The organism is Alteromonas sp. KS69 (assembly GCF_003989595.1).
GTDB lineage: Bacteria > Pseudomonadota > Gammaproteobacteria > Enterobacterales > Alteromonadaceae > Alteromonas > Alteromonas naphthalenivorans.
The window spans coordinates 152,880-170,482 of the sequence record NZ_PYHU01000001.1 but is presented as its reverse complement, the minus strand read 5'-3'; the positions used below and the strand labels follow the sequence as shown (position 1 = coordinate 170,482).

The 17,603-nt window shown below is 43.4% G+C and carries 13 protein-coding genes and 1 tRNA gene; 9 read left to right on the top strand and 5 right to left on the bottom strand.

Features of this window, described 5'->3' with window-relative positions:
• The first annotated feature begins 255 nt into the window (after positions 1 to 255).
• The 4 genes from C7Y69_RS00745 (at position 256) to C7Y69_RS00725 (ending at position 4,568) form a co-directional block, all read left to right on the top strand.
• Positions 256 to 2,103 carry a type IV secretory system conjugative DNA transfer family protein gene (locus C7Y69_RS00745; RefSeq protein ID WP_013783558.1) on the top strand — a complete coding sequence of 616 codons (1,848 nt, stop codon included), beginning with the start codon at positions 256 to 258 and terminating at the stop codon, positions 2,101 to 2,103.
• On the top strand, positions 2,100 to 2,801 hold the full coding sequence (locus C7Y69_RS00740; RefSeq protein ID WP_013783557.1) for a hypothetical protein: 702 nt from the start codon (positions 2,100 to 2,102) through the stop codon (positions 2,799 to 2,801). Before C7Y69_RS00745 ends, C7Y69_RS00740 begins: the two co-directional genes overlap by 4 nt.
• A 10-nt stretch (positions 2,802 to 2,811) precedes the next feature.
• Positions 2,812 to 3,255, top strand: coding sequence for a hypothetical protein (locus C7Y69_RS00735; RefSeq protein WP_013783556.1), 444 nt, complete (start codon positions 2,812 to 2,814; stop codon positions 3,253 to 3,255).
• A gap of 188 nt (positions 3,256 to 3,443) precedes the next feature.
• Positions 3,444 to 4,568 (top strand): site-specific integrase, encoded by a 1,125-nt coding sequence (locus C7Y69_RS00725; protein WP_013783554.1) that lies wholly within the window; start codon positions 3,444 to 3,446, stop codon positions 4,566 to 4,568.
• Positions 4,569 to 4,611: 43 nt separating this feature from the next.
• Here the strand turns inward: C7Y69_RS00725 and C7Y69_RS00720 are convergent.
• From C7Y69_RS00720 to apbC, 4 genes are all read right to left on the bottom strand, one after another.
• Positions 4,612 to 4,688, bottom strand: a tRNA-Pro gene (locus C7Y69_RS00720).
• Between the two features lie 131 nt (positions 4,689 to 4,819).
• Positions 4,820 to 6,229 (bottom strand): SLC13 family permease, encoded by a 1,410-nt coding sequence (locus C7Y69_RS00715; RefSeq protein ID WP_126871483.1) that lies wholly within the window; start codon positions 6,227 to 6,229, stop codon positions 4,820 to 4,822.
• A gap of 73 nt (positions 6,230 to 6,302) precedes the next feature.
• Positions 6,303 to 6,899 (bottom strand): dCTP deaminase, encoded by a 597-nt coding sequence (gene dcd / locus C7Y69_RS00710; protein WP_057791038.1) that lies wholly within the window; start codon positions 6,897 to 6,899, stop codon positions 6,303 to 6,305.
• A gap of 146 nt (positions 6,900 to 7,045) precedes the next feature.
• On the bottom strand, positions 7,046 to 8,203 hold the full coding sequence (gene apbC, locus C7Y69_RS00705) for an iron-sulfur cluster carrier protein ApbC (protein WP_126871482.1): 1,158 nt from the start codon (positions 8,201 to 8,203) through the stop codon (positions 7,046 to 7,048).
• A 106-nt stretch (positions 8,204 to 8,309) separates the two neighbouring features.
• Here apbC and metG point away from each other — a divergent pair, with 106 nt between their 5' ends.
• Positions 8,310 to 10,337 carry a methionine--tRNA ligase gene (metG, locus tag C7Y69_RS00700; RefSeq protein ID WP_126871481.1) on the top strand — a complete coding sequence of 676 codons (2,028 nt, stop codon included), beginning with the start codon at positions 8,310 to 8,312 and terminating at the stop codon, positions 10,335 to 10,337.
• Between the two features lie 461 nt (positions 10,338 to 10,798).
• Here the strand turns inward: metG and C7Y69_RS00695 are convergent, their stop codons facing one another.
• The gene (locus C7Y69_RS00695; RefSeq protein WP_013783533.1) at positions 10,799 to 11,629 is read right to left on the bottom strand and encodes a class I SAM-dependent methyltransferase; all 831 of its coding nucleotides are present in this window, start codon (positions 11,627 to 11,629) and stop codon (positions 10,799 to 10,801) included.
• An 85-nt stretch (positions 11,630 to 11,714) separates the two neighbouring features.
• On the opposite strand from C7Y69_RS00695, the gene gloB reads away from it, so the two are divergent.
• From gloB to C7Y69_RS00675, 4 genes are all read left to right on the top strand, one after another.
• On the top strand, positions 11,715 to 12,506 hold the full coding sequence (gloB, locus tag C7Y69_RS00690; RefSeq protein WP_013783532.1) for a hydroxyacylglutathione hydrolase: 792 nt from the start codon (positions 11,715 to 11,717) through the stop codon (positions 12,504 to 12,506).
• Between the two features lie 63 nt (positions 12,507 to 12,569).
• Positions 12,570 to 14,249, top strand: a complete 1,680-nt coding sequence (locus tag C7Y69_RS00685) for a LysM peptidoglycan-binding domain-containing protein (RefSeq protein WP_013783531.1) — start codon at positions 12,570 to 12,572, stop codon at positions 14,247 to 14,249.
• 19 nt (positions 14,250 to 14,268) lie between these two features.
• A complete protein-coding gene (locus tag C7Y69_RS00680) occupies positions 14,269 to 15,324 on the top strand; it encodes an ion transporter (protein ID WP_126871480.1) in 1,056 nt (351 codons plus the stop codon).
• 114 nt (positions 15,325 to 15,438) lie between these two features.
• Positions 15,439 to 17,577 carry a TonB-dependent siderophore receptor gene (locus C7Y69_RS00675; RefSeq protein ID WP_126871479.1) on the top strand — a complete coding sequence of 713 codons (2,139 nt, stop codon included), beginning with the start codon at positions 15,439 to 15,441 and terminating at the stop codon, positions 17,575 to 17,577.
• Positions 17,578 to 17,603: the final 26 nt, after the last annotated feature.

Below are 17,603 nucleotides of genomic sequence, written 5' to 3'. Positions count from 1 at the left end.
AGACCTTTCGTCTGTCACTGGGGTGACAATCTCTCTATCAGCGCTTGGGAGCGCTTCTCCTGCACAAAAGAATGTAGATCTCATCTAGAGCGCTGAATGCGCGGCTAATGAACGTTACATCACAATAAAAATACACTTAATTTTCAATCAGTTAAAATAAAAACAAGAAAAAATTACTATTTTAAGCTTATCAGCCAAAAAAACTAGCACATTAAGTGATGTACGCAATTTTTGAAAACTATCGAGGTTCTAATTATGCTAGAAGCGTTATTTCAACAGAAACCACTATCAATCGGGACAAACAAATTACTTCTGTTCCAAGTCAGTGAAATTAACTCTTTAACCCGAGATGCATTGTGGCAATGCTTATCTATTGCGACATCTGACAAGTTAACTGTGACGCTTCTCGTGTCCGGCTATTTGTTTGCGATTTCATTAATTGTTGCAGGTAAATCTTTTTTAAGGGCAGACCAGACCCTCATAACCAGAGCACTCCGTTTTGTCTTTTCAGCACTATCGTTTACTACACTTTTAGCTAGTGTTGGAATTGTCCTCTTGTTTAGTAAATATTTACTTTCAAGCTATATCAATACTGGTAAACCATGGAACATTTACAAAGAGTTTTGCATAGCAATACTGAATAACGCTTCGCTGGGGATGTTGATCGGTTCCATTGGTGCCTTTGTTATCTATTTCTGCATTAAGCGTTATATAGAGCCTTGGTTCTCGTCTCTCATAGAAAGTGTGTCTAAAACCGTAAACGAATATTACGATTTTCCAGATTTCGACAATGTTGTAAAACTTCTACCCAAGCGGCCTAAGAGTAAAAACTTTATTGCAAGGGTACTGAAGTCAACAAAGGGGAAGTCACTGATTTGTGTGGGCCTATCATCTGCTGATAAACCTATTTTGATAGATTTTAAGGTTGCGACTCATCCAAACTATCAGACTTTAGGCCTGACTGGCACGGGAAAGGGGCAATTTTTGGGGTTGTTTTATCTTCAGTTTATACAAAAAAAATGCGCGTGCTTTGTATTTTGCCCCAAAGAAGATAAGCCATTAAAAAATGTACTTAGATTTTCGGCCAAGACTTCGGAAAAACCATTCTTTTATTTAAATCTGTGTGCTTCACATCCTGTAGTTAACCCATTATTCAATATTACTGCCAGAGAATTGTTTGTTTTACTGAAAATGACATTCGAACTTCAATCAAGCTCCGAAGGACTAGGATATTACAAAGATGTCGAGCGAGAACTGGCGCAAACATTGTCTGCCTATGCTGATAGTGATGATAACCCATCACTTCCTGGCCTTCTTCATTTCGCGAATACACTACGAGATACGATATCGAAAGACGCTCTCGGCCTATTCATAAAACTAAAAGAAATTGCTGCTCTGCCCTGCGTTGCAACCCTTGACGGTAAATGCATAACAGAAGTTATTCAAAAAGGTGGGTGCGTTGTAATAGAGGGAAATACGGAAGACGAAAGTATTTTGTTAGTAATGAAACTGTTGCTACATAGAGTAGCGCAATTAACAACTAGCCGAGCAGACTGTTCTCGTAAGGTGTGTATTGCGCTAGACGAAGTTAAATATACCATAACTACTTCTGTCATCAATTATATGGGGAACATCCGTAGCTTCGGCGGTTGTTTTCATGTTACCCAGCAAAGCCTGGCGGATTTCGAATCGGTTCAGCTCAGAATGCCACCAGATGCTGTGCGTGAATCAATGTTGGATAACCTCCCATTCAAAATTATATTTCGTTCGAATAACTACGAAACTGCTCTCAGGGTTAGCAACCTTTGCGGTACCGTTATGAAAAATGAAGAGGTTCGCCACACGGCGGTAAATGAAATTGCGTCGCAAACCAACTTTTTAGAACGCAGAATAAGTCGGCAAGAAGTTCCGTACGTTCACCCAAATATTGTTCAAAATCTACCGCAGTCATGCGCCATCGCTATCGGCATATTTGAGAGACCAACTTATATTTTTGTACCAATCTTACATTGTGAAAGCACATACCTAGAGACCTATAAAGCGTCTCCCATTAACACTACCGATTGTTTAAATAATGAAAGTTTGGAGGATGCTCTGCTATGACATTGTCACCTCTTGATAAAGCATTATTGATGTTTCTTAGAGAAGATACTTGGGCTACGGTCGTTAATGTTCAACTCGCTCTTAAACAAAAATCAATTCAGGCTACGCATCAGTATTTGAAACGAGCAGAAGCCAAAGGCCTCATCGCTTCGAGCAATATTGCTGCAAGTTTTGGTCGCCCGCAAAAGTTAGTAGGCATAACAGAACTGGGGCACGCTTATGCTTGGGAACTCGATGAATGCCCAACAAATCGCCGTGTGTTCAACTCAAGTAAGATTTCGCCAGCTATGTTTGCTCATGAGAATGATCTGCAAAAGCTGCGAATTAGTGCAATCCAAAACAACTGGAAGGATTGGCGGAATGCAAAACATTTGGGGACAAGACTCCAAGCTACAAAATACCCAGATGCAATTGCCTCCTCCCCTGCAAATATCACCTACTGCATTGAAGTTGAGCGTGAAATAAAGAGCAGCAAACGATTGCGAACAATATTTGCCTCACATTTGTCTATGCGTAAAAAAGGTCATTGGGAGAAGATTCTGTACCTTTGCCCATCTAGTGAAATAGCTAAAAGGTTAGCGCGAAAGGCATCGACGCTTTCATATTTGACTTTGGAAGGAAGACGCATCTCTCTGCGAAACGAGCACCTAATACACTTTATCTTTGCCGATTATGGCTATTTCAAATCAATTTATTAAGGACGGGCATATGGCTACTCTAATGAAAACAGTTTTCACTCCGATCGAAGCGTTAACTGAATATTCCGCATTTGTATTTCAGAAAGCTGTTACACGTGAAGAAGTCTCAGTAAATATTATCGCGGAACGAGCGTTAATTTCTGCTGTTGGAGCATCTTTTCACCAAGGCACTTTAGCTAAAGTGTGTAATGAAGTTCTCTTAACCCACTATTCAAACGTTGAGACCGATGAACCTCTCGTTTTAATCATTCAAAATTTTGGCAAAGGCTTGGTATTTTCAAGACTTTACTTAAGCTGGGATAAGGGAATATCATCGTTTGTATCTTGGCAAGCTTATAGGGGAACGCTTGGACGCCTAGGAGACTTACCGTTAAAAATAATCTCTATAAAGCCGGCCAGGTCTGATCACGCATCATTGGCCATGAAGTTACTGAATTCAGTAACTCATAATTAATAATTAGTTGGGAGTGTCCAAATGAACTATCTAATTAATTTGATAACAACTAAAAAGCTAGCCGAGTTGACGGGGTATTCAGTTGGCGCACTCCGTAAAAAAATCCATGACGGGATCTTCAGACAAGGTGTACACTTTGTAAAGTCGCCTGACGGGAGGATCCACTGGAACATACAGGAGTATGAGAAATGGGTTCGACATGGCCAACGGGGATAGTTCCTCGAAATCAGTCGATTGAAGTTCGTTTGAATTACAACGACAAACGCCACTATGTGAGCCTGCCTTGGCGTCCCACTGCGGGAAACATTAAAAAGGCAGGAAAACTACGGCAACAAGCGCAGGAAGCGATAAAATGGGGAACCTTCACGTGGCAAGAGTTTTTCCCTGACTCGAAACATGCCAATGAAGAAACGGGTGCACAGACATTCAAAGATTACGGGCAGTTATATTTGAATACGTTAACGTGCACTGAAAACACTAAGGAAAAATATACTCAGGCATTAGAACGGTTTTATTATCCGAATTTGGCAGACAGGTTAGTTAAGTCGATTAAGCATTCTGAATTACTGGCCTTGCTTGGAAGCTTCGATTTTCAGCATAATAAAACTCGTAACAATGCGTTAATTCCACTAAGAGGTGTGTTCAAACTCGCTCTGCGAGATCGAGCTATTCAATTTAATCCTGTTGAGGGTATTGAGAATGGTAGACATCAGCAGCCAGAGGCAGACCCTTTGCTCATTGAAGAAATAGACACTTTTCTAAATTGGGTAGAACGGACACAGCATCCTTTATGGCATAACTACTTTGAGTATGCGTTTTTTAGCGGCCTTAGACCGAGTGAGCAAATTGCATTGTGTTGGGATAGTGTAGACTTTAATCGTGGTTACTCACGGATTGAACGAAGCAAAATCAAAAAAAAAATTCGCAAACATACTAAAACTTACAAAGTAAGAGACGTAGAGTTTAATGCCCGCTCAAAAACAGCATTATTACGGCAGAAACAGTGGACGTTTTTACAAAATAGCGAAGTATTTGTTCACCCGTCTACAGGAGAACCTTTTACTAATAACGCTTCGCCGAGATTGATGTGGAATAAAGGGTTAAAAGCCTGTGGTATTCGCCATCGTAATAGCTATCAAACAAGACACACGTTTTGTACTACGGCTTTGCAATCGGGAGCGAAGATACACTGGGTGAGTCAGCAATTAGGCCATGCGTCTGCAATGATGACTTTGAACCGTTTATGGGGTAGAGCCCCTTTGTGGCGTCTCACTCGCACCAAAATATCAAAACGGTGCAAAATTGGGGTTTAGACATTTGAAAAATGGATTTTTGCAAGGATATCAGGAAGATAGTTGGTCGGTGTGAGAGGATTTGAACCTCCGACCCCTGACACCCCATGACAGTGCGCTACCAAGCTGCGCCACACACCGACCGAAAGAGCCGATAAGTCTACTTATTTTTAGTCACAATGCAACGACAATTACACAAATCCTTGATTAAGCGCTTAATTGCTAATCAGTTTGTAATATAAAACTGCAAATTCCGGTGCACAACGCCGTTTTTATAACGTTAAATAACACACACCTGTTACCACTAAGGCAACAATTACGTTAAGCACTATGCCCTCTCGTGCCATGGTTTTTATATCAAACTTCTCGGTGGAATAAGCAATTGCGTTTGGCGCGGTAGCTACTGGCAGCATAAACGCACAACTAGCGCTAATAGCGGCGGGTATCATTAGTAGTTTAGGATCTACACCTACCGCAAAGCCTGCTGCCGCTAATATTGGCATAAGTAGTGTGGCTGTGGCGGTATTCGATGTAATTTCGGTCAAGAAGGTTACAAATAAACAGATACCCAGAATAAGGAAAATCACCGGTAGGGTTGAAAGCCCGGTAAGCCACTCCCCCATTAGCACGCTCAAGCCCGATGATTTAAACGCTTTAGCAATACAAATACCACCAGCGAACAATAACAACATGCCCCAAGGAATATTATTGGCGGTTTTCCAGTCGAGTAATTTGTCGTGTTGGCCTTTGCGCGTTTCAGTGGCAGGCGTTGTTTCACCGTTATTGGTCATAAACATGGCCACAACACCGGCTACCGCAATGGTGCTATCGCTAATAGTGGTAATACCTAACCACGCACTCCAGAACGGCCTGAATACCCACGCCATGGCGACGGTGCCGAATATCGCCAAAACGCGCTTTTCGGCCACTGTCCATTTGCCTGGTTGAGGTAAAGCAATGTTACCCACTTGCGTTAACCCCCGTGCTAGCCACAACGCCATTAGCGGAATAGAGACCAGTACAATGGGCACCCCAGTTTTCATCCACTCAATAAAGCTGTATTCATGCCCTTGCGTTTCTTCATAAACGCTCATAAAAATAATATTGGGCGGCGTGCCAATGGGCGTGCCCACGCCGCCTAGACTTGCGGCATAAGCAATACCTAAAATAAGGGCTACACCAAATCGTGGGTTTTCCATAGCATTAATAATGGCCATGGCCATAGGTAGCATCATTAAAATGGTGGCTGTGTTACTTATCCACATGCTTAAAATAGCGGTGGTCAGCATAAAACTTAATATTAGCTTTAGCGGGCTTCCCGCCCCAGTGACTCGTAGCATATAAATAGCGAACCGTTGATGTAGGTTAGCTTTCTCTAACCCTTTCGATAGCATGAACGCCGCCATTAGCAAGATAATAACGTGGCTACCTAGCGATGAAGCCGCTTCGGCATGGGTCAATACCCCGGCAAGAGGAAATAGTGCAAACGGGATAAGTGAAGTGGCTGGTATGGGCAGCGCTTCCGTTACCCATAATATAGCCACAAACAAGGTAATGCCTGCGGTAAGTGCAATATCAGCACTTAGATCTGAAAAGTATATTCCTGAGCCAAGCGCAAGCGAAGTAAGAAGGGCAACAAGAATAATAAACGAGCTTTTGTCGAACGGCTTATTGGCACTCACTGCGCATCCTTTTTATACTTTACTTCATGTTTTGTTACATGTTTTGCTTTATAGAGTTTTTGCGCCGTAGAGTTTAGGCGCTGTTTTTATCGTCTGACGATATACGGCTGGCGACTGCGCCGTCTTGCCCCTTGTATTTGGCATCTACGCGGGCATTGTATGGCTTTTCGGCGGGGTTCGATAACACTTCAAAGCTTAACGCTCCAATTTTCATCTTGGGGCGAAGAGCTAACGGCAATTTTCCGCTGTTGTAGAATTCCAGCACAATATTGCCAGACCAACCTGGATCGATTCTGTGTGCGGTTACATGTACCATCAGGCCTAATCGTGCTAGCGATGAACGCCCATCTAACCAACCTACAATATAATCTGGCAGCGTCACAGATTCGTGAGTGATTGCCAGTGCAAGCTCGCCTGGGTGCAAGAAAAATGCTTTGCCTTCAGGTAATTCAATTTCATCACTCATTACATGGTCTAGCGCTTCTTGTACCTGCGCTTTAGGGCCGCTTAAATCGATGTAAGGTGCTTGATGATCTTCAAATACGCGAAATTTATTACCTAGGCGAATATCTACCGTCACCCCACTAATTTCTTCGTAGTCGGGAGTTGGGTCTATTTTTATTTTCCCAGCTTTTAAATGTTCGTATATATCGCGATCGCAAAGGCGCATAAGCGGTAAGTCCTTACTATAAAGTGTGCGGTATTATGCGTATGTAGCACTCGCCAATCAACTGGCTATAAGCTCTATTTACTTTAAATACCAAAATTAATAACTGAGACGGTTAAAAGTGACTAATTTCTGTTTAAATTTATCATTTACAGCTTACTGTTAACGCCAATGGGGTCGCCTTTAATATGCTTGCTTTGCTGCGTTCTGGGCACAACGGTTAACGCTAATTGCATCGACAACGCTCTAGCGGCTTCGCGGTAGCTTTCACTTAATGGGCTCTCAGGTGCACTTACCAGCAATGGCGTACCTGCATCGGCGTGTTCGCGCACGGTGATATCGAGTGGTAATTGACCTAGTAGTGGCAAGCCATGTCGCTCAGCTAAGATTTCGCCGCCATCTTTTGAAAACACATAGTCTTTGGTGCCACAGGCACGGCATTGGTAATAACTCATGTTTTCAACAAGCCCCAATACTGGCACACCCACTTTTTCGAACATGCTAATGCCTTTTTGGGCATCGGCTAGGGCTAAGTCTTGGGGTGTGGTTACTACTACCGCAGCAGTTAGCGGCACTTGCTGCGCCATAGTAAGCTGAATGTCACCAGTACCCGGCGGCATGTCTACAATTAAGTAGTCGAGCACTGGCCACAAGGTTTCGTCAATAAGCTGTTTTAATGCCCTACTCGCCATTGGGCCGCGCCACACAGCGGCGTCTTCTTGTGGCACTAGGTAGCCGATAGAGTTTGCCACCAATCCATGAGCGCTTAACGGCTGCATGTGTTTGTTATCAGTGCTATGAGGATGTGCGTCAGTATTGCCCAACATAATAGGCACAGATGGGCCGTAAATGTCAGCATCTAAAATGCCTACACTTGCCCCTTCTTGCATAAGTGCAAAGGCCAAATTAATACTGGTGGTCGACTTGCCTACCCCGCCTTTGCCTGATGCCACGGCTATAATGTTTTTAATATTATTAACGGCAGTATTTTTAGTTTCACCCGATGCTATGTGCTGGGTAACAATCAATTGCTGATCGGTAAGCTCGCCTTTTAGTGCTTCTAGCACGTAAGCTTTAATTGTTGCTTGCTGAGTTTTATAACAAAACGGTAAGTTGATGGTGAATGTGTTGGAAGGAGTTTCGTGATCAGCTTTCGTGTTGTCAGCTTTTTTGTCACCAATGGCTTGATTTGAATCTAACTTATCTGCACACCATCGTGCGGTAATGTCGGCTTCAATACTGAAATAGCTGGCTAAAATAGCCGCAACTCTGTCGATGAGTGGCTTAGCTTTACGGGAAAAGAACATAAATTATCCTGTCTACGGGGTATTTTGTGAATTTCGTAATGCAAAAAACGCGGATTTCCGCTAGTATTTGCAGCCATTTTGAAACGCGAAGAATCTATACGTTATTATGTCTGAAAATCGCCGCATTCTGGTAACCAGTGCGTTGCCCTACGCCAATGGCTCTATTCACTTAGGCCACTTGCTTGAACACATTCAAACCGATATCTGGACACGGTTTCAGCGTCTGCGTGGAAACGAATGTTACAGTGTTTGTGCCGATGATGCACACGGTACACCTGTTATGCTTAAAGCGCAGGAACTGGGCATTACACCAGAAGAAATGGTGGCCAGAACTCGTGCAGAGCATCACCAAGACCTGCTCGATTTTCACGTAGAGTACGACAACTACTATGTAACCCATTCGCCTGAAAACAAGGCGTTGTGTGAAGAAATTTACACTCGTTTAGATAACGCCGGTTACATTAGCAAGCGTACGATTAATCAATTATACGATCCGCAAAAAGAAATGTTTTTGCCAGACCGCTTCGTTAAGGGTACCTGCCCTAGCTGTGGTGCTGAAGATCAAAACGGCGATAGCTGTGATGTGTGCGGCGCAACCTACAGCCCTACTGAGGTTAAAAACCCTCGCAGTGTGGTATCGGGTGCTACGCCGGTATTGAAAGAATCTGAACATTTCTTTTTCGACCTGCCTAAGTTTGAAGACATGCTTAAAGGCTGGATCCGCTCGGGTGCCCTGCAAGAAGAAATGGCCAACAAACTTCAAGAGTGGTTTACCGAAGGTTTGCAGCAGTGGGATATTAGCCGCGATGCACCTTACTTTGGCTTTGAAATTCCAGGTGCGCCGAATAAGTTTTTCTATGTATGGGTAGATGCCCCCGTTGGCTACATGGCCAGCTTTAAAAACTTCTGCGACCAAAATAACTTGGAATTCGACGATTTCTGGAAAGCCGATTCAGACGCCGAGCTTTACCACTTTATCGGTAAAGATATTACCTACTTCCACTGCCTATTTTGGCCTGCCATGCTAGAAGGTGCGGGTTACCGTAAGCCTACTGGTGTAAATATTCACGGTTTTGTTACGGTGAATGGGGCGAAAATGTCTAAGTCTCGCGGCACCTTTATTAAAGGGCGCACTTATTTAGACCACTTAAACCCAGAGTACTTACGTTATTACTTTGCGTCTAAGCTTGGCGATAGCGTAACCGACATCGACTTAAACTTTACCGATTTCGCTCAAAAAGTGAATTCAGACTTAGTAGGTAAGGTAGTAAACATTGCTAGCCGTTGTGCCAGCTTTATTACTAAGCGTTTTGACGGCAAATTGTCTGACAACGTGTTAGAGCCCGAGCTTATTACCGAGTTCCAAAATGCAGCCGACACTATTGCCGATTTATTCGAGCGCCGTCGTTACCATCAAGCAATACGTGAAATCATGACATTGGCCGATAAAGCCAACCAGTTCATTGATACCAACGCCCCTTGGGTAACTATTAAAGACGAAACCAAACAGCAGTTCACTCACGATGTATGTTCGTTGGGTATTAATATGTTCCGCCTGTTGGTCATTTACTTAAAACCTGTGCTTCCAGTATTGGCAGAAAAAGCGGAAGGCTTCTTGAACGATGAGTTTACGTGGTCGTCTCTTGAAACCGTGCTAACGGGCCACGCTATCAACAAGTTTAAGCCAATGATGCAACGTGTAGAAATGGAGAAAGTAGACGCCATGGTTGATGATTCAAAAGAAAACCTAGAGCCAGCAAAGCCAACGGTTAACCCAGACAGCCCGTTAGGTAAAGATCCTATTAGCGAGACAATCTCGTTCGACGACTTCGCTAAAGTAGATTTACGTATTGCACGTATCGCCAACGCTGAGCATGTTGAAAAGGCCGACAAACTTCTACGTTTAGAGCTAGATTTAGGCGGCGAAACAAAGCAGGTATTTGCAGGTATTAAGTCTGCCTACTCGCCTGAGGCGTTAATCGGGAAGCATACCGTAATGGTGGCTAACCTAGCACCGCGTAAGATGCGCTTTGGTATGTCTGAAGGCATGGTATTAGCTGCCGGCCCTGGTGGTGATGAGCTTTATATCTTAGAGCCACACGAAGGTGCATTGCCTGGTATGCGCGTTAAGTAAAACTGGGTTGCTGACTTTTTAGGTAAACGAACCGCCAGAAAATTTGAAAGCCGTGTTGATAGTCTCAACGCGGCTTTTTTGTTTATGGGAAAATGATGTAGATTTTCTTGTTTCTCTGCCTAGTTTAAAAGTGGACATCCATGTATTAACGCCACTAAAAACATGGGCACCCACTTATTAAAATCCCAGTTCTATTGCGGACACCCACTTTTATATTGACCAACTGAGTTGTGGGTGTCTTGTTTTTGGCTTCTTGTTTTTGGCTCTCGTCAAATCGGTGATAAAAGTGGACATCCATGTTTTAACCCCAATCAAAAAATGGATATCCACTGATTAAAATTCCAAATTAACGTGGGTGTCCACGTTTAAGCACCCAGAAATATCGTGGGTGTCCATGGTTAGGTTCGGTTAGCTAAACTGTGGGTGTCCAAGTTTCGGCTTAGACCAAAACTGTGGGTGTCTCAGCTTTTGGCTTTATTGTATGAAGAAGTTCTGGCGCTGGCGGCACCGACAGGAGAGAACTGGCGTTTTAGTTGAAGTTTTGGCCGAATAGCCGTCATAGGCATTACTCGCTTTCTGGCCAGTATTACGTAAACGGCACTGCACCACGGGAAGTAAGTGGAAAGGTATTGCTGAATGTTTTTCGCGTAACCCCACCGCTGTTCAAAAAACAATGTAGAAAACATAATTTGGCGCTGTTCTACAATTTCAAAGCCCAACAGCTGCAACCAATCTTTAATGCGATATGAGGTAAAAAAACGAGCGTCATGCAGTTTATTGTCGCGCTTGACCGGTAAGTACTTGGCGATGCCGGCTAAACTCAACGGGTTGAACCCGCTAATAATAACGTAACCACTTTGAGTAATAACTCGGTCTACTTCCCGTAAAATTTCGTGAGGGTCTTGCGCAAAGTCCAATTCATTGGCTAGTAAAAAGCCATCTATGCTGTTTTCAGAAAATGGCAGCTGATGTGACTGTCCTACTATTTTGGGGCTTGCTGAACTATCAACGCTTTCTGTCCGCTCACCACTATTATTCGCACTTTCACTTATTTCATCGTGCTCTAAATGCATAGCACTAAATGGCACTTGGCTAATAATGTTGCGTATAGGGCTTTGCTTCAACGGTATTTGCGCACTTAAACTGCCGAGTTTCACGAAGTGATACCCAAAAATGCGTTGGGTGTAGTCGTCGCACACCTGCGTGATGGCTTGCTTAATTTGCTCTCCTGCTGGAAAGTCGGTCCAGTCTTCAGGATAACGAGGGGCTTGGGAATGAAATGCTGATCTCATAGTTGCTAAGCGTGCCTTAAGGTTGCTCTGTGTACAACAAGTTCTTATAGTATCGCATAATTATACCTACACAAGCAGGTGCACAATGACGACTAACGTTCTTCCTCACGGCATTTCAATTTTTCCAATAGAAGCATTTAGCGACAATTACATCTGGTGTATTCACAATAACGAACAAGCGATCGTTGTCGACCCAGGCGATGCAGAGCCCGTACTCTCGTTTTTAAAAAGTGAAAATTTACATTTAGCGGCCGTATTAATAACCCATCACCATCATGACCATACGGGTGGCATTGCCAAATTAGTCTCAGCAAACCCAGGCCTTCCCGTTATTGGCCCAAGAGGGGGTCATATTCGTGGCATCACTAAATCCGTTTCGCAAGGCGATACCTTACAGCTTCCAGTATTAGATTTAGAATTCCAAGTAATGGAAGTGCCCGGTCATACGCTCGATCATATTGCGTTTTTTGGCCATAACGTTTTGTTTTGTGGCGATACCTTATTTTCAGCAGGTTGTGGTCGGTTGTTCGAAGGTTCGCCTGAACAAATGTTGCACTCGCTGAACAAGCTGAAGCGCTTGCCCGACAACACTCTGGTTTACTGTACTCACGAATATACTCAATCGAACGTACGCTTTGCTTTAGAAGTAGAACCAGAAAATCAAAACCTTCAAAACTATTCATCTTGGGTAGATAAAAAGCGAGAAATGGGTATGCCAACCCTACCCTCAAATTTGGCTGAACAAAAACAAATTAACCCTTTCTTACGTTCTCATGAACTTTCTGTACAAACTGCTGCCGAAGCTTATTGCGAAAAAAACATGGGCGACGATGTAGCGGTATTTGCTGCAGTTCGGCGCTGGAAAGATGAGTTTTAATGCAAAACTAACGCACTGAAGGTAGAATGTGCGGTTTGCAGGTATTCGAGAGGTCCCTTCTACATGCAGTTGAAGTTGTTTGTTTTGTCACCCGTTTTATTAGCGTTAGGGCTAAGTGGGTGCCAAATCACCGAAGAACAAATACAAGAAGACGTGGTGAATGTACAAAATGTTGAAGGCGCTACTGAACCTTGCAACACATTACACGACACACCAGAAGCAATTGAAGACTGTGAAATAGCGCGCGAAGGCGTTATTGATGTAGTGCACCCTAAAGATAATCTGCTGTCGGAAGCAGAGGAACTTATTGACGACCCTTCAGTAGAAACCGAAGCCATTATTACCAATGTATGGCAGCGAGTAAGTGACGGGCTTAATTTATATATTCCTGATGATCGTCGCGTTGATGTACAAAAAAACTGGTATTTAAAGCATCCAGAGTACATGAAACGTGTGGTTACTCGTGCCAAGCCGTTTCTCTATTACATTGTTGACGAAATAGAGAAGCGTGATATGCCAATGGAATTGGTGTTATTGCCCATTGTTGAAAGTGCTTTCGACCCTTTTGCCTACTCTCATGGCCGAGCCGCTGGTATGTGGCAATTTATTCCCGGTACGGGCAAGCGTTTCGGAATGGAGCAAACCTGGTGGTACGATGGGCGTCGTGACGTTATAGCGTCCACCAAAGGTGCTTTAGATTACCTAACCTATTTATCGAACATGTTCGATGGCGATTGGCTACATGCTCTAGCGGCGTATAACAGTGGCGAAGGTCGTGTATCTAAAGCCATTCGCGCAAATAAAAAAGCCGGTAAGCCTACCGATTTTTGGTCGTTAAACTTACCTCGTGAAACCCGTGCGTATGTACCGAAATTATTAGCATTGGCAGACATTTTAAAACATCGTGATGAATATGCTTTTGCATGGCCTGAAGTTGAAAACGTCGCCGTTATCGAAGTGGTTGATATTGGTTCACAGGTAGATTTGGCCTTTGCTGCCGACCTTGCGGGCATGACGCTTAAAGAGTTACATGCATTGAACCCTGGCTTTAACCGCTGGGCTACTGCTCCAGAGGGCCCGCATAGATTAGTGTTACCGTTAACCAAAGCCGCTGACTTTAGTGATGCGCTTGCTAAAATTGATCGTACCGACCGATTGAATTGGGTACGTCATACGGTGAAGCCAGGTGATAGCTTAGGGAAACTTGCGAATAAATATCACACCACTGTGAAAGTGATTAAGCAAGTTAACGAGCTTAACTCTAACGTTATTCGTATTGGCCAACCTATTATGGTACCTGTGGCTTTGAAAGCCCTAGACAATTACGACCTATCACAAGGCCAGCGTTTAGCCAGTGTGCAAAACAAAAAGCACGGTGCATATAAAGTTACCCATACTATTCGCTCAGGTGATACGTTATGGGATATTGCGCGTAAATATGGTGTTACGACTAAAAAACTAGCGAGTTGGAACAATATGGCGCCTGGCGACATGCTCCGTCTTGGGAACAAATTAGTGGTTTGGCAGAATAACAAAAGCAACTCAAAAAACGCAGATGCTATAACCAAACGCGTAACCTATACGGTTAGAAACGGTGATTCCCTGTCGCGCATAGCGAGTAAATTCAATGTCAGCATCAGTAATATTGGCAAATGGAATAACATTAATACATCGCGTTACTTACAGCCGGGCCAGAAGCTAAAGCTGTTTGTAGACGTCACTAGATTAAATAGCACAGGCTAAATAGCAAAGGATAAGAGCAATGCTAAGGATTAACCGGGACAATTTACGTAACAGTCATGAAACGCCCTGGTTAATCTTAGATTTAGTCATGCTGGGTATTTTATTTTTAAACCTAGCATGGCTAATTTTCGATGCCTTGTACGCTACCGATTTTATCTATTCTCAAATAGATGCCTTCTTCCCCGCTTTAATTAACGCTTACGACCCCATTCACCACAACTTCTTGTTGGTTGATTTAGTCTTCATTGGCATTTTTCTTACTGAGTTTTGTTTTAGGTGGATTGTTGCCATCGTGCGCAAAGAGCACCTGCGTTGGTATTTTTTCCCTTTTCTACATTGGTACGATTTAGTCGGGCTAATTCCTCTTGGGGCTACGCGGCTGTTCCGCTTCCTACGCATATTTTCAATTTTGCACCGGCTGCACAAATATCAAATTATTGATTTAAACCGCACCGCCATATTTCGGTTCTTCGCCTTCTATTACGATGTATTTGTTGAAGAGCTCAGCGACAGAATTGTGGTAAAAGTATTGAGCGATGCACAAAAAGACATTGCCGCAGGCTCTCCCTTGGTAGATGAGATTACCGAGCAAGTCCTTGCACCACGCCGCCCTGTTATTACCCAATGGATGGCGGGTGTTATTAATCACTTAGGGCAATCTATAAGTAACGATGAACATGGCGAAGTGATACGTGAACATGTTCGCAAAAGTGTAGGCAAAGCGGTGCGCGGAAACTCTCAGGTGTCTACGCTTAATTACTTACCCATAATTGGTAAAACAATTGAGAACACGCTGGAAGAATCAGTAACTGATATTGTCACCATGTCGCTGGTAAACTTATTGTCTGATTTAGATGCTGAGCGCATCGACCATTTCATCTCAGTGGGTATGCACGATTACACCCCTACAGCCGATGCTTTAGATAAGGAAGTATTACAGGTGGTAAATGAATGCTTAGAATTGATGAAAGGACACATTGCACAGCAGCGCTGGAAATCAGAGCTCGCTAAAAAGGAATCTACAATGCCAGTAACAGAACCTTCAGAAGAAACAACAATAGAGAAGAACTTGTAGGTACACGCTCAAAAAATTAAAACTTAATGATAACTATTATTATTTCAATACTCATATGGTAGACTTCTGACCAATACCAATGGTTGTTAGTCTTACATTTTGAGGAAATAAAGAATGTCGAACGGTCGTAAAGGTTGGTTTTACCCTTCCTTAACCGCATTAGCGATAGCGGTAGCGGTAGCTACATCACCAGTTGCACAAGAACAAGAAGATGAAAGCCTTGAGCACATTGAAGTTAACCCTATGCAGTCGTACAGAAGTACGGCCACTAAGTCTTCTTTGCGCCCTATCGATTCGCCTGTCAGTATCAGTGTTATCGATCAAGAGCTTTTACAATTGCGCCAAGCACAAACGGTATCAGAAGCCTTGCGCTATAGCTCTGGAGTAACGACTGAAAGTCGCCCAACCATCACTATTTTTGACCAATTTACCATTCGTGGCTTCGATACCTACCAAACCTTTTACGATGGCTTACCTCTTTTAAGTAACAACAGCTGGAACCTTTATCCGCAAGTTGATTCTTTCGCAACAGAATCTTTAGAAATATTAAAAGGCCCTGCGTCATCGCTTTATGGCCTCGTTCCTCCTGGCGGCATGATTAACCAAGTTGCCAAATACCCTAAAGACGAAAACGAAACCTTAATTCGTGCAGCGGTAGGTTCAGATAACTTATTTGAGCTTGGTGTAGATACTACCGGCCAACTTACCGACAACGCGCGCTATCGTGTTGTGGCACTAGGTAGAAAACAAGATGGATTTCAGGACACTACTGAAAACGAGCGTTATACCATTGCGCCTTCAGTTACCATTGATCTTAGCAAGGCAACGGAGCTTACCTTATCTGCCTATTATCAAGACGACCCTCAAATGGTGCCCTCTACCCCACTTCCAGGCGTTGGTACCCTTTACGAAGCACCTTATGGAAAGCTTGACGCCAGCGTTTATGCAGGTGATGAAAACTGGAACAGCTATTCTCGCGAAGTACTTATGCTTGGCTATAAACTGAACCATGAATTTAATGATAACTGGTCAGTGTTACAAAAGTTTCGCTATACCGATGCTGACGCCCTGCAACAAAATACCTATCACTCAGGTACGCCTACAGACGATATTTACCTAACTCGTTCAGCATACCTTACCGATGAAGAAATTGACGGTGTGACTGTTGATACGCAGGTGGCTGGGTTTGTTCAAATCGGTGATGTGGCACACAACCTATTGTTCGGTGTCGATTACCAAAATTCCGACTCAACCGTTGCGTATCGAGATACATTAACTACCGACACGCCAGTACTAGATTTAAGCAATATCGATAATGACTTGTTCGATGTAGATTCTCTACCACTCGACTTCTACCAAGAAGATCACGTTATCGACATTGAGCAAATTGGTTTTTATCTTCAAGATGAAATACGTATCGATAATTTCACGTTCTTGCTAAATGGTCGATATGATCAATTTGAAAGCACTGATGTGGCAGAGAATGTATATGCGGGTTTTGAGTACGGCAGCACCACAGAAATTGACCAAAATGAGTTTTCAGGCCGTGTAGCCGCTATGTACACGTTTGACTCAGGCTGGCGCATGTATGCGAACTACGCTGAATCTTTCGAACCAGTTTCAGGTACCGACTCAGTTACTGGCGAAGCTTTCAAACCTACTACAGCTGACCAAGTTGAAGTGGGAACCAAGTATATTAGCGGTGATGGCGCAACCACGTTTACCGGTGCGTACTTCGTACTGACGAAACAAAATGTAGTGGTCAATACGTCAGACTTTGCGCAATATACGCAAAATGGTGAAGTTGAATCGAAAGGTGTTGAACTAGAGCTTTCTACTAAAGTAACCAACGCCCTTTCACTGCAAGCAAATGCTACTTTGTTAGATTTAGAAGTAACTGAAGACACATTGGACCCAGACGTAGTAGGTAAAACGCCAGTTTGGGTTGCAGAAGAAAGTGCATCAGTATGGGCGAACTACTTCTTCGATGATGCGCTAGACGGCTTAATGCTAGGTGCAGGTGTTCGCTACGTGGGTGAAACACAAGCAGATAAGTACAACACCGACACTGTGCCTTCTTACACCTTGGTTGATGCGGTATTGTCTTACGACATGCCAGAGTACGATTTAAAACTAACAGGCAGTGTAAGTAACTTGACCGACAAAGAGTATGTTGGTGCATGTTACGACACGAATAACTGTTGGTATGGTGCACAACGTAGATTTGAAGTTGGTATTGAAAAGCGTTTTTAAGCGAATGTTTTTTGATAATCAGGGCT